Raw genomic sequence first — 12,811 nt, forward strand, 5'->3', positions numbered from 1 at the left:
AGCGAAGAGATGCTGGATAAAAAAATACAAGAAGCGATTTCAAAGGCATTTGCCGAGCTATATAAGCATGACTTACCCTCAATTGAAGTAGGGTTACAGCCGACCCGCAAGGAATTTGAAGGGAGCTATACGTTTGTCGTCTTTCCCTATTTGAAGGTGACAAAGGGGGGGGCGGAAGACTCAGGTGCTCAGATTGGAGACTGGCTTAAGGAAAACACTGACTTCATCACCGACTACAATGTAGTAAAGGGCTTTCTTAACCTGAAGCTAAGCGACCGTAGCTGGACGGAGACTTTGAGCGAAATCGCAAAGAATGAGTCTTATGGAACATTTGCAGCCAATGGACAGAAAGTTATGGTGGAGTTCTCTTCACCAAACACAAACAAACCTTTGCATTTGGGTCATCTTAGAAACAATTTTTTGGGAGACTCAGCGGCCAGAATTCTAGAGGCGAATGGGTATGAGGTGAAAAAAGTGAATCTGGTGAATGACCGTGGAGTTCATATTTGTAAATCCATGCTTGCTTATCAGAAAATGGGAAATGATGAGACTCCCGAAAGTGCAGGAATGAAGGGTGATCACCTGATTGGAAAATACTATGTGAAATTTGATCAGATGTATAAGGCTGAGATCAATGTTCTTGTAGAAGAAGGCATGGAGCCAGAGGAAGCCAAAAAGGAAGCACCATCCATTAAAGAAGCGCAAGAAATGCTTCAAAAGTGGGAAAAAGGAGATAGCGAAACAGTGGCTCTGTGGGAAAAGATGAATAACTGGGTGTATGATGGCTTTGATAAAACCTATGAAACAATGGGTATCCGGTTCGATACCATGTACAAAGAGTCCAATACCTATCTGCTTGGAAAAGAACTTGTGGAAGAAGGCTTGCAAAAAGGAGTCTTTTTCAAGAAAGATAATGGCTCAGTATGGGTGGACTTGACCGAAGATGGCATGGATGAGAAGCTCGTATTGAGAGGAGATGGCACCGCGGTATACATGACTCAGGATATGGGCACTTGCGACATGAAACACAAAGACTTCCCATTTAATAAGTCTGTGTTTGTGGTTGGGAATGAGCAAGATTACCACTTTAAGGTGCTTTTTACCATCATGAAAAAATTAGGCCGTACGTATGCAGATGGCCTATACCACTTGTCTTATGGGATGGTGGATTTGCCTACTGGTAAAATGAAATCAAGGGAAGGAACGGTAGTTGACGCGGATGATTTGCTACAAGAAATGTTTGATACAGCAGAGAGGCATACCCGTGAGCTTGGCAAAATTGAAGGGATGGATGCTTCCGAAGCGGGGATTCTTTACCGAACACTTGGCTTGGGTGCACTTAAATACTTCCTATTAAAGGTCGATCCGAAGAAACGAATGCTTTTCAATCCGCAGGAGTCAATAGAGTTTCAAGGACATACCGGGCCATTTATTCAATACACTCATGCGCGTATTTCTGCAATCTTGAGGAGAGGCAAGTCATTGGAAGTACAGACGAGCTTTGATGCGAAAAATGTAGGAGAGTTAAGTCAAAGAGAAGTAGATTTAATTTTCAAAATCACCGCATATTCAAATGCTCTGCAAGAAGCAGCCAAAGATTTTTCTCCAGCTATCATAGCTCAATACGTGTATGATTTAGCCAAAGACTATAATGGGTTTTATCAAGAGGTGCCCATATTCAATGAAGAAAATAAGGATAAACTTGCCTTTCGAATAGCGCTTTCGTCCATGACAGCAAAACTGATTAAGCAAGGCATGAGTTTACTTGGAATAGATGTTCCGGATCGAATGTAATTTTTAAATGAAGAATTGGATCAAGGCTTTTCGTTTGCGTACACTGCCACTGGCTATATCAGGCTGGTTGGTTGGTACATCCATTGCTGCCAATGTATCGCAGCTGAATTTCCTGATCGCTATTCTTACGCTGCTTACCGCCATATTTCTACAGATACTATCCAATCTGGCCAATGACTATGGGGATGCCTCGTCAGGAGTGGATAAGGAACGCAAGGGTGAAGAGCGCATGGTCAGTTCGGGCAAAATATCAGCATTGGCCATGAAACAGGCCATGATTGTATTTGGCCTCCTTTCGTTGACCTCAGGTTGTATTTTAGTAGCGCTTGCTTTTCCTGAAGACTGGGTGTCTGCAATTATTTTTCTGTCACTTGGAATCATTGGCATTGCTGCCTCAATCAAATATACAGTGGGTAAAAACCCTTACGGTTATGTTGGCTTTGGTGATGTGTTCGTGTTTATTTTTTTTGGTATTGTTCTCGTTTTTGGAACGTACTACCTTCAGATACAGGAACTCAATTGGTCGGTCTTGCTGCCGGCGACTTCACTTGGGCTATTTAGCGTAGGTGTCTTGAATGTGAATAACATTCGAGATATCGAATCGGACAAAGCAGCAGGTAAAAATTCGATACCTGTAAGACTGGGAAGGACAAAAGCCGTCGTTTATCATGGACTACTTTTAGGTGGCGGTATGCTCACATCTGTCCTTTTTGTTTTGCTCAATTTTGAATCATATTGGCCCATGATATTCCTCTTTATCAATGTGCTCTTTCTTAAAAATATTCAAGCAGTGAGCAATAAACCACTCGATGAACTCGATCCGTACCTGAAGCAGATGGCCATCTCTACTTTTCTTTTTTCAATCTTATTCTCCTTGGGTCAGGGACTGGCATAGCAGACTGATAAAAGATTTCTCTTTGCATGATTTTAATCAAAATACAGCGATGAATAGCATTTTTCGTTAAATTGGGTAGTATATAACATGCGATAAAATGAAAAGAATATTAGTACCATACGATTTTTCGAAAGTATCAGAACATGCACTTGATTTTGCTTGTCAGATTGCGGATAAAGTTGAAAGTGAGATCATGCTTCTCAACGTAATCGAGCATCCCACAGCGGACTCTTTCAAGACATTAGGAATGCAAAACGTAGATCCTATGGAACAACTCTACATCAAAAAGATGTATGAGATGGTGCAGGAGAAGTTAGCAGGAGTTGTTTCTGCTGCCAAATATTCGGATGACAAAATAACAACCAAAATTCAGCTAGGGAATCCTTTCAATACGATCATCGATCAGATTGTTGATGAAAAGATGAGCTTACTTGTGGTCGGTACCGAAGGAGCAGAGGGACTTGGTGAATTCTTTGCAGGATCAAATGCAGAGAAAATTGTTAGAAAGGCCTCATGTCCAGTGATTACTATTCAAGATAAATGCGAATTGGAACCTATTGAGAAAATTGTTTTTGCTTCAGACTTTCAACATACCGATGACAGCTTTGTAGCGCAATTGAAAGAGCTGCAACATACGTTTGAAGCACAGCTGAATATTGTGAAAATCAATACACCGGCAAGTTTCACATCTACCAGACACGATTTGAAGCAAATGAAGGAATTTGTTGAAAAATATGGCATTGACAACTATACCATCGAGATCTACAACTACAAGAATGAAGAAGATGGGATTATCCACTATGCCGAAGATATCAAAGCGGATATGATTGCTTTAGGCACTCATCAGCGAAAAGGTGTTGGTCATTTTCTGGCAGGAAGTATTGCTGAAGACGTAGTGAACCATTCTGAAGTGCCTGTGTGGACTACACATTTAAATGATTAAGATTTGAGAATACCTCACTTTATTGTATTTCTACTGAGCCTCTGTTTTGCAGAGGCTCAATCTTTTCAGGCCGTTATCCAAAAAGGTCATGGGGAGGTTGTTAAATCTGCTCAAATCACGGATGACAGCAAATATTTGATAACTGCCAGCAGAGATAAAACGGTCAAAATATGGGACGCAACCTCTGGAAAAGAAATAAGGTCCCTCATCGGGCATGACCATACGGTAAATGGTTTCTCTTTGGCAGGAAACCGTCTTGCATCGAGTAGCGCTGATGGTACTGTAGGAGTTTGGGATATCACTACAGGGAAGCTTATTTGGCAAAGTCAAAAGTTCAGAGAATACGTTACTTCTGTCGTTTTTAGTCCTGATGGTAAGCTCTTAGCAGTGGGGAGTTATGCCGATTCCATTGCTGTTTTCAATGTAACCGATTTTCAACTTCAAAAAAAGATTAAAGCCAATGCTGATCGTGGGGTAGGATATGGAGTAAGCGTGAATTTCAGCGACAACAGCGAGTATCTGGTGGTAGGAGAGGACAATCGTACAGCCAAAGTGTACAATGTAAAGGACTGGTCATTGAAATATGAATTTAAGCCAGAAGAAGGATACTGTGGAGGATGTGGCACACTTACGGCTATCCGAGGAGATGAAATATTGAAGCTCTCTAACGGAACCATTTTCACGAAGTATGATCTTTCCACGGGAAACAAAATATGGGAGGGAACAAGAGAGTTTAGAGACGTTTCAGCTGTTGACTTTCAGTACTCAGGCGAACATTACCTTGCTGCAAATGAGGACTCCATTTACCTGTATAAAAATGAAACCGGAAGACTAATGAGCAAATGGTCGATGGAAGGTGAGATCAATGACGCCTCGTTTGACCCAATTGAAAATCAGGTAATTACGGCAGTCGATAAGGTTGTTGTTGTGACTGATTTTAATGGAAAAGAAATCAAGCGCTACCATGGTATTTTGAATAGTTCCAGTACAGGCCTGGATTACGATTTGGGAAGCTATTGGGAGCATTACATAGCCAAGTGGGTCAAATACAAATCTGCACGTATGCTGGATGGCCAATCCGTGTTTATAGGCAAGACTGGAAGCAAGGCTCGCAAGTGGAATGTGAAAAACGCCTCCATTGCCATGGAATATTTAGGACATGAAAAAGGAATTCTCTCCTTCGAGCGAATTGATGATGAAACTATCGCTACGGGGGCAGGCGATGGGAAAATCATTATCTGGAATGAAGTGTCCGGAAAGGCCGTAAAAGAAATCAATGCCCATCGTGAGCCCATCTTTGATCTCGAGTTGAGTCACAATGGAAAACTATTGGCAAGTACGGGATGGGATGGCGTGATCAGCCTTTGGAACACCGATTCCTGGGATAGGTACAACTATGTCTACAATGAAGGTGCGTCTACTTACACACTCGCCTTTACACCAAACGATGCTTACCTGGTGGTCGGAATGTTGGATAAAACATTGAAATTGTGGGAAGTAGAGACCAAAAGGTTTGTAAAGGAATTTGTTGGTCACACAGAGAATGTGACAGCTATTGAAGTAGATGGGAACGAAATTTTATCCACAAGTTGGGACGGATCTATTATCCTTTGGGATCTGTATAGTGGACTAATAAAGCAACGGATGTTTTCAGGGAAGCCTGTGTTTGAAGGTTTAATCAATGGAGATGAAATTGTGACCGTCGGGGCGGATAGGTTGGTGAGTTTTTGGGACCGGAACACAGGAAGCAGGAACAGTATGCTCGAAGGGCATCAGGCAGAGATCAACGGGTTGGATATTTCCGATAACCTGATGATGACCTCAGATGTGGATGGTGTTACCAAGTTTTGGGAATTGTCTGGAAAAAAGGAGCTTTTTGAGCACATCCAGATTGGAAAGAATGATTGGATGGTGAAAACGCCTGATGGCTACTTTGATGCCACCGATGATGCGATCTCGAATATCCATTTTGTGAGGGGCATGGAAGCAGTAGGGGCAGACCAGCTGATGGATGAATTCTATGTTCCAGGATTGGTCGAGGATATCTTCAGTTCCAATAGAGCAGGAAAAAAATCGATGGGTAAGATTCTTGATCAGGAACCACCACCAGTACTCAAGTTATCTGGGTTGGTACAAGACGAAACTGCAAAGCTGTATTTGAAAGCTCAAGACATGGGAGGAGGGATCCATACTGTTAAACTCTTTCACAATGGAAGAAGAGTAGAGCTGGAACCGCAAATTCAAAAAGTACGATCTGATAAAAATGCCAAGATTTACAGCATTGAGTTTCCCTTGGTAGCTGGCCACAATGAATTCACGGCTGTTGCTTCCTCCAATGCAAATCTAGAATCGAATCGTGCATCTGTCACCTTGTTTTCTGATTCTAAAATACCGGGAAGCACTTGCCATATCTTAGCCGTCGGTATCAATGAGTATAAAAACAAAGAACTGAATCTTAATTATGCTACCAAGGATGCCAAATCTTTTGCCGAACAAATGCTGGCGCAAGGGGAGGAAATCTACTCAAACGTAGTTCTCCACGAAATTTTTGACCGTGAAGCCACCAAAGAAAATATTCTGAAGAAGGTGACGGAGCTGCAAAGCCAAATTTCAGTGAATGATGTTTTCATTTTCTACTATGCAGGACACGGAAGCATGATCGATGATAAATTTTATTTGGTGTCATCTAACGCGGTACGCCTATACGATGGAGATCGGATGAATGACTATGGTATTGAGGCATCCAAACTGCAAGAAGCAATGCTGAAAATAAAAGCACTGAAGCAACTGATTGTAATGGATGCTTGTCAGTCTGGTGGATCTGTAGAAGTATTGGCCAGGCGAGGAGCACCTGAAGAAAAAGCGATAGCTCAACTTTCGCGAAGCTCCGGGATTCATGTGATGGCAGCCGCTGGTAGCGAGCAGTATGCGACAGAGTTTGAATCTTTGGGGCATGGATTGTTTACCTATGCACTGCTGAAAGGCCTTTCTGGCGAAGCGGATGGCGCACCTAAAGATGGAAAAGTTACGATTTACGAACTCAAAGGATATCTTGACGATCAAGTACCAGAGCTGAGTATTTTGCATAAAGGAAGCCCTCAGTACCCAAGAACTTTCTCAAGAGGGCAGGATTTTCCAATCGTAATTGTTGAAGACTAAGTTTACGGTTCTTGTAATAAAATGACTGCATTAGAGACAAATAAGTCAAAACCTTATGATGGACAGTTTTAGACAAAAAAACATAAAAAGGACACTGATAACTGTTGGCCTCTTCATTGGAGTATTCATACTCAATAATGCTCAGGCGCAAGAACTTGAAAATAGCCTTCTATGGAGAATAGAAAAAGCTGACATAAAAACATCATTCGTTTACGGAACCTTTCACCTTTTGCCTCAAGAAGATTTTGAACTAAAGGAAAAAGTAAAGCGGGCATTTGAAAGTGTAGAGTTAGTAGTGATGGAGCTCGATATGGATGATGGGAACATGCAAGCTGAGATGATGAGAAATATGCAGATGAAAGGAGGAATGACGCTTGACCAATTGATGACAAAGGATGATCTGAAACTTTTGGATGATCAATTGTCTGCCACCGTTAATCTGACTGCCGAGCAAGTCAATACATTTAAACCCTTCATGGTGGAGACTTTTTTACTTCCGAGCTTTATTGAAGGTACGCCTGCAAGTTATGAAATGACATTTGTGCAAATGGCAATTAGTAAAACCATTGCTATCGAAGGATTGGAGGAAGTATCTGATCAAATCAATCTTTTTGACCAGATTCCCTATGAAAAACAAGCTGAAGACCTACTTGACATACTCAAAAACAGGCAGAATATGGAAAAGCTTTTTGCCAGGATGATCGACATATACAAGAAAGAAGACATCAACGGCTTGTACCAGGAGAGCTTAGACTATTTCGACGAAGAAGAAGTAAGCATTCTACTAAATCAAAGAAATGTTAAATGGATTGAAAAAATGGCCGACTTCTCGAAAGAAAAAGCAACTTTTTTTGCGGTTGGCGCAGGTCATTTAGGGGGTGAATTAGGTGTCATAACTTTGCTCAGGCAGGCTGGATACAAAGTGACTCCCATATTGGAATAGTGCTTACTTGATTTTAAGTATGCCACTTCGGTAAAGATCCAGTGCTTGGTTTAGGAGTAGCTCAATTGTTTCGATTGGCAAATCTTTGGAAGGGTTTACTTTGAAAATTTTCATGCGAGCACGCGTGCCTTGCTGCAGACCAGGATGATTCAAGCGTGTGCCTTCCACAAATAATACATAAGGTTCATTTGATTTCTTGTCTACCCATAGATAGCAAAACATTCTTTGCTTGTAGCAGAAGCAGGGCATGCCGTATTTCTTGGTTTCTGATATTTCTGCATCTTGTTTTAGAATGATGTCTCTCAAAGCGAGCAAGCAGCTTTTGTTAGGCTCATCCTTGCTGAAGTAAAAGTCGTCTAGTTCGTCAATCATCCTTGATTTGTAATGATCTCCAAAATATATCCTTTGCCATGTACGTTGGTAATCCTGACCTCAGGATCTGCTTCCAGGTACTTGCGCAGCTTTGAAATAAAGACATCCATGCTCCGCCGTTTGAAGTAAGAGTTGTCGCCCCAAAGCGATTTTAATATGCTATCTCGCTCAATCAACTCACCCATATCTTCACAAAGCATTTCCAGCACTTTGCTTTCCTTTTGCGTGAGATGGATGGAGGCTTCATTCAATGTTAAAACCTGATTTTTAGCATGAAAGTCAAAACGACCTATCGTATATCGTTCTTTTGAAGATCGAATATTGCCGCTTCTTCTTAGCACGGCCTGAATACGCGCTATTAATTCTTCCTCTTCTACAGGCTTCACGATGTAATCATCACACCCAACCTTAAACCCTTTAAGCTTGTCAATCTTCATGGATTTAGCAGTAAGGAATATCAAAGGCATCTGAGGATCAGTAGTTTTTATTTCCACTGCAAGTGAAAACCCATCGCGCTTGGGCATCATTACATCTACAATGCAAATGTCGAAATTTCCATTATTAAATTTCTCAAGTCCCTCTTCTCCATCTTTTGCCCAAACAACAAAAAAATCATGCATTTGCAGATACTCTTTTAAGATGTATCCTAAGCTATTGTCATCTTCTATGAGAAGTATTGTGATCATGCAATATTTGGTAAATGAATACTAAACTGGCTGCCTTGTCCCAATTCGCTTTTTAGCTCAATTGATCCATCGTGAAGCTCAACTATGCGCTTTACATAGCTCAGTCCAAGACCAAAACCCTTCACATTGTGGACATCTCCCTTTTGCGCACGGTAAAATTGATCGAAGACAAATTTTTGGGTGTCCATGTCCATGCCAATTCCATGATCCTCAATGATGAGCAAGACTCCCTGCTTTTCATCCAATGTAGTAATTACTATTTGAGGTTTTCCTTTCGTGTATTTCTGCGCATTGTCAATGAGGTTGAAAAGCGTATTGCTTAGGTGGGTTTCATCAGCTATTATTTCTTGTTGCTCAGCGTTCAACTTCAGATTAATGGATCCTTGTTTCTCTTCAATAATCATTGCAAACCCTTCAGTGACATTATTTATCAGCTCGTGCAAGTTGACTTTCTTTTTCTCCAAACTTAAGTTTCCAGAATCAAGCATCGCCATTTGCAATATTTTGTCCACCTGACCTTGCAATCGCTTAGATTCATTGCTGATTAGGTCTGCATAATTATCCATTTTAGAAGTTTCATTCTTCTTGCCAGATTCCTTGATTGATTTAGCGGCCAGCGAAATGGAAAATATGGGAGTTTTGAATTCGTGGGTAAGGTTATTGATGAAATCACGCTTAAGATCTGAAAGCTTTCGCTGCTTACGAATGGTGTGGATGGTGTACCAAAAAGAAGAAATGATCACAACAATGACTAAGAAACTAGCACGAAGTATCCCCGCCGAATCACCTATCAGAACTTCTTCCTTATTGGTGTAGGTCATCGATATATCCAGCGTGTTGTTTAGCACCATGCAAAAGCACATATGCTTATCTGTGTCTTCTAAATTATCAATCCTTGGTAATTCTGATCTATGTGTTCGATGAATGATACACCCATACTCTCCGGATACGAATCCGTCTACTTTATAATCCAGATCAGGATAGTTCAATGAGATTACCTCGTCGAGTCCATTTTTAAGTACGATCTGAAGGGAGTCAGTAGGATTGGAGTCGTTGGTAAACTCGAATCTTCCCGTACCTATGAATTCATCAGTGTACTTCGCCAAATCGCTATTAAACATCATGATGTCGTACAGGTCTGATAGTATTCCAGCAATGGATGACTCCAACATGGTCTCATTCTTTTGTATGTCTCGTTCAACAATCTGAAACTGCATAAAAAGTAAAACACCAAGGGAGCTTAACACAATCAAAAATAAGATGGCTAGTTTGTACTGATTGGTTTTCATTCAGGCATGAAATTAACTGAAATTGGCTTTTGAGCTAAAAAAATTAACGTTTCCTTAACCCTTTTAACGTTTCCTTAAGTGTGTTTAACATCCACTTAACGCCACCGATTCAGGCTATGGCGTAAACTGCATGAAAAAAGAATCATGCAAAAAATTAAACTACTCTGCCTGCTTTTTCTCGTGACATGCTTTTCTGCAATCGGCCAGAAAACACCAATTCTTCTAAGCTCAGATCAACTTTCTCAAAAAATAACAAGTGGAAATGTGGTAATTCTCCATGTGGGGACAAAAGAAGATTTTGAGAAGGAACACATTCCTGGAGCTCTTTTCGTTTCACCTGGAGACTATACATATGATGATGAAGAAAACAACATCGTATTTGATCGTCCGGAAGACAGCGTACTCAAATCTTATTTTGAAAGTTTGGGCATTAGCAATGACACCGAAGTAATCGTTTATACACCAGTCAATTGGATCCCACTCGTCACGCGCCTCTATTTTACCCTTGACTATCTGGGACACGGAGATATGACATCCATTTTAGATGGAGGTTTGGTTGCTTGGAAAGCCAGCGGACGTGAAGTGACAAAAGAAGTTATGGAGACTCAAAAAGGAAACTTTGAGATCAAACCGAATTCTTCACTGCTCGCTGATACCAAATACATGAAATCAAGCATTGAAAACCAGGGGAATACCATCATAGATTGTCGATCAGAAGCTTACTACAAAGCAATTAAACCTACCCATGGAGCGAGACTTGGAAGAATACCAAACTCCAGAAGTATTCCATACACAAGCCTATATGCGGCATCAGATATTGGCGCGTATAAATTCAAATCGCTCAAGGAACTTGAAAACATATTTAACAGTCAGGATCTGGATAATAAGGAACCCCTGGTGCTCTACTGTCATATTGGAATGCAGCTAACCGTCGTATACACGGCAGCAAAAATGCTTGGATACAACAATGTAAAGATGTATGACCCATCTTTTAATGTCTGGGGTAAGGATGACTCATTGCCTATTGAGCAGGAATAATGACAAAGCAACCTCAACCATACTGGAATCCCTATGCGTCTGGAGTGGGACTTGGCCTTGTTTTGCTTGCTGCTTTTGTGGTGATGGGTAGAGGAATCGGAGCTTCTGGAGCGATGACTTCCGTGGTGGCCACTGGAGTGCAAGTCGTTTCAGAAAGTCATGCAGAAGCGAACTCATTTTATGCTGGCTATCTGGGGGATGGGACGATTCATCCCTTGAAAGACTGGCTTGTTTTTGAAGTACTAGGTGTACTACTCGGGGGTTTTATTTCGGGCAAATTGGCTCATAGAACTAAGATTAAAATAGAAAAAGGAGCTGCTATTTCAAATAAACGAAGACTTCTCTTCGCATTCATCGGAGGAATTATCATGGCATTTGGAACCAAACTAGCGAGAGGTTGCACAAGCGGACAAGCGCTGACCGGAGGTGCAATGATGAATGTGGGAAGCTGGCTATTTATGATCACGCTCTTTGTCGGTGCCTACGCAGTTGCAGGTTTTGTAAAAAGACTATGGATATGAACGGACCATTTTACGATTACGGATGGATAGGGGAAGAGGCAAGCTTGATTTTTGCCCTTGTCATTGGAGTGGCTTTTGGATTCTTTTTGGAAAGAGCAGGGCTGGGAAGTGCAAAGAAGCTATCGGCTCAATTCTACCTCAAAGATATGACCGTCTTTAAAATGATGTTTACAGCCATAATCACTGCGATGATAGGTGTGTTTTGGCTCAATTGGATAGGGGTATTACACGCTGATATGATTTACCTGACACCCACTTACATCTGGCCTCAAATCGTAGGTGGGTTGGTTTTTGGTGCTGGGTTTATCATAGGTGGATACTGTCCGGGCACTTCCTGTGTGGCCTCTTCCACAGGTAGCTTGGACGGTATAGTGAATGTAATAGGATTACTTTCTGGCATCCTTTTATTTGGTGAGGTATACCCTTGGATAGAACCATTCTATACAGCGGGGTCAATGGGAGAGGCTACTTTTCCAGCGATCTTGGGTCTGCCAGAAGGAATCGTAGTTTTCATGCTTCTCATCATTGCATTGATTGGGTTTAAGGTATCTGAACAGTTGGAGGGGAGATATGCGGGAAAGTAGCACGAAGAATGATAAACTGGTCTTAGCTAGCCTTTCATTCGTTTTGGCCGGATTGGCACTGGCTATTGCATCTCCAAATGGATTAAATGGCGCAAATAGACAGCCAAACTTTATGGGGGTAATTGAATTGGCAGAGAAGATTAAGAACAGAGAAAATCTTCTCTTGATTGATCTAAGAGATGCTCAAAAGTTTGAAGAAATGCGAATTCCAACAGCCAAAAATATTCCTTTTGACAGTTTAGATCTTGGTGAATTGAAGGGCACCACGATTTTTTACTCCGGTGACGACTTGTTGTCTCGTAAGCTATGGGATTCTTTGCCTGATTCCCTCAGGGATCAAACGATTATTCTTTATGGGGGCATGAGAGATTGGTATGATCGGATGCTATACCCAACACTGCCTTTTGGTGATCAAGTGTCAGATTCCTCCTTGCTTAAACACCTTCATGAGCTGTGCGAATTTTATGGAGGATTTGCAGATTTTGAGCCTGATTCTTCACTGTTGAATTATTACCAATTGGACTTATCAACAGCTAAATGGCCTAAAATAAGAATGGGCAATAAGCTCATGCGGAAAGGATGTTAAT

The 12,811-nt window shown here is 41.4% G+C and carries 12 protein-coding genes; 9 read left to right on the forward strand and 3 right to left on the reverse strand.

Annotation, left to right across the window (positions count from 1 at the left end; all coding sequences use genetic code 11):
- Positions 1 to 9: 9 nt before the first annotated feature.
- The 5 genes from argS (at position 10) to ABJF57_RS19425 (ending at position 7,734) form a co-directional block, all read left to right on the forward strand.
- Positions 10 to 1,794: an arginine--tRNA ligase gene (gene argS / locus ABJF57_RS19405; RefSeq protein WP_462233083.1), complete on the forward strand. Its 1,785-nt coding sequence runs from the start codon at positions 10 to 12 to the stop codon at positions 1,792 to 1,794.
- A 7-nt stretch (positions 1,795 to 1,801) separates the two neighbouring features.
- Positions 1,802 to 2,689 (forward strand): 1,4-dihydroxy-2-naphthoate octaprenyltransferase, encoded by an 888-nt coding sequence (gene menA, locus ABJF57_RS19410; RefSeq protein WP_462233085.1) that lies wholly within the window; start codon positions 1,802 to 1,804, stop codon positions 2,687 to 2,689.
- A gap of 97 nt (positions 2,690 to 2,786) precedes the next feature.
- Positions 2,787 to 3,632: a universal stress protein gene (locus tag ABJF57_RS19415; protein ID WP_462233086.1), complete on the forward strand. Its 846-nt coding sequence runs from the start codon at positions 2,787 to 2,789 to the stop codon at positions 3,630 to 3,632.
- A gap of 3 nt (positions 3,633 to 3,635) precedes the next feature.
- Positions 3,636 to 6,791 carry a caspase family protein gene (locus ABJF57_RS19420; RefSeq protein ID WP_462233088.1) on the forward strand — a complete coding sequence of 1,052 codons (3,156 nt, stop codon included), beginning with the start codon at positions 3,636 to 3,638 and terminating at the stop codon, positions 6,789 to 6,791.
- A gap of 55 nt (positions 6,792 to 6,846) precedes the next feature.
- A complete protein-coding gene (locus ABJF57_RS19425) occupies positions 6,847 to 7,734 on the forward strand; it encodes a TraB/GumN family protein (protein ID WP_462233090.1) in 888 nt (295 codons plus the stop codon).
- Positions 7,735 to 7,737: 3 nt separating this feature from the next.
- Here the strand turns inward: ABJF57_RS19425 and ABJF57_RS19430 are convergent, their stop codons facing one another.
- The 3 genes from ABJF57_RS19430 to ABJF57_RS19440 are packed head-to-tail and all read right to left on the reverse strand — an operon-like array spanning position 7,738 to position 10,081.
- Positions 7,738 to 8,106 (reverse strand): DUF1801 domain-containing protein, encoded by a 369-nt coding sequence (locus tag ABJF57_RS19430; protein ID WP_462233092.1) that lies wholly within the window; start codon positions 8,104 to 8,106, stop codon positions 7,738 to 7,740.
- The gene (locus tag ABJF57_RS19435; protein WP_462233093.1) at positions 8,103 to 8,792 is read right to left on the reverse strand and encodes a response regulator transcription factor; all 690 of its coding nucleotides are present in this window, start codon (positions 8,790 to 8,792) and stop codon (positions 8,103 to 8,105) included. Before ABJF57_RS19435 ends, ABJF57_RS19430 begins: the two co-directional genes overlap by 4 nt.
- Complete coding sequence (locus ABJF57_RS19440; RefSeq protein WP_462233095.1) at positions 8,789 to 10,081, reverse strand: sensor histidine kinase; 1,293 nt, start codon at positions 10,079 to 10,081, stop codon at positions 8,789 to 8,791. Before ABJF57_RS19440 ends, ABJF57_RS19435 begins: the two co-directional genes overlap by 4 nt.
- Positions 10,082 to 10,225: 144 nt before the next feature.
- Here ABJF57_RS19440 and ABJF57_RS19445 point away from each other — a divergent pair, with 144 nt between their 5' ends.
- The 4 genes from ABJF57_RS19445 to ABJF57_RS19460 are packed head-to-tail and all read left to right on the forward strand — an operon-like array spanning position 10,226 to position 12,810.
- On the forward strand, positions 10,226 to 11,119 hold the full coding sequence (locus tag ABJF57_RS19445) for a sulfurtransferase (protein WP_462233097.1): 894 nt from the start codon (positions 10,226 to 10,228) through the stop codon (positions 11,117 to 11,119).
- Complete coding sequence (locus ABJF57_RS19450; protein WP_462233099.1) at positions 11,119 to 11,640, forward strand: YeeE/YedE thiosulfate transporter family protein; 522 nt, start codon at positions 11,119 to 11,121, stop codon at positions 11,638 to 11,640. The genes ABJF57_RS19445 and ABJF57_RS19450 overlap by 1 nt, the downstream gene beginning before the upstream one ends.
- Entirely contained in the window at positions 11,637 to 12,224 is a 588-nt protein-coding gene (locus ABJF57_RS19455; RefSeq protein WP_462233101.1) for a YeeE/YedE thiosulfate transporter family protein, read from the forward strand. The genes ABJF57_RS19450 and ABJF57_RS19455 overlap by 4 nt, the downstream gene beginning before the upstream one ends.
- On the forward strand, positions 12,211 to 12,810 hold the full coding sequence (locus ABJF57_RS19460) for a rhodanese-like domain-containing protein (protein WP_462233103.1): 600 nt from the start codon (positions 12,211 to 12,213) through the stop codon (positions 12,808 to 12,810). Before ABJF57_RS19455 ends, ABJF57_RS19460 begins: the two co-directional genes overlap by 14 nt.
- Position 12,811: the final 1 nt, after the last annotated feature.

Origin of the sequence: Ekhidna sp. (assembly GCF_039940915.1) — a bacterium.
In the GTDB taxonomy this organism is placed as follows: Bacteria; Bacteroidota; Bacteroidia; order Cytophagales; family Cyclobacteriaceae; genus Ekhidna.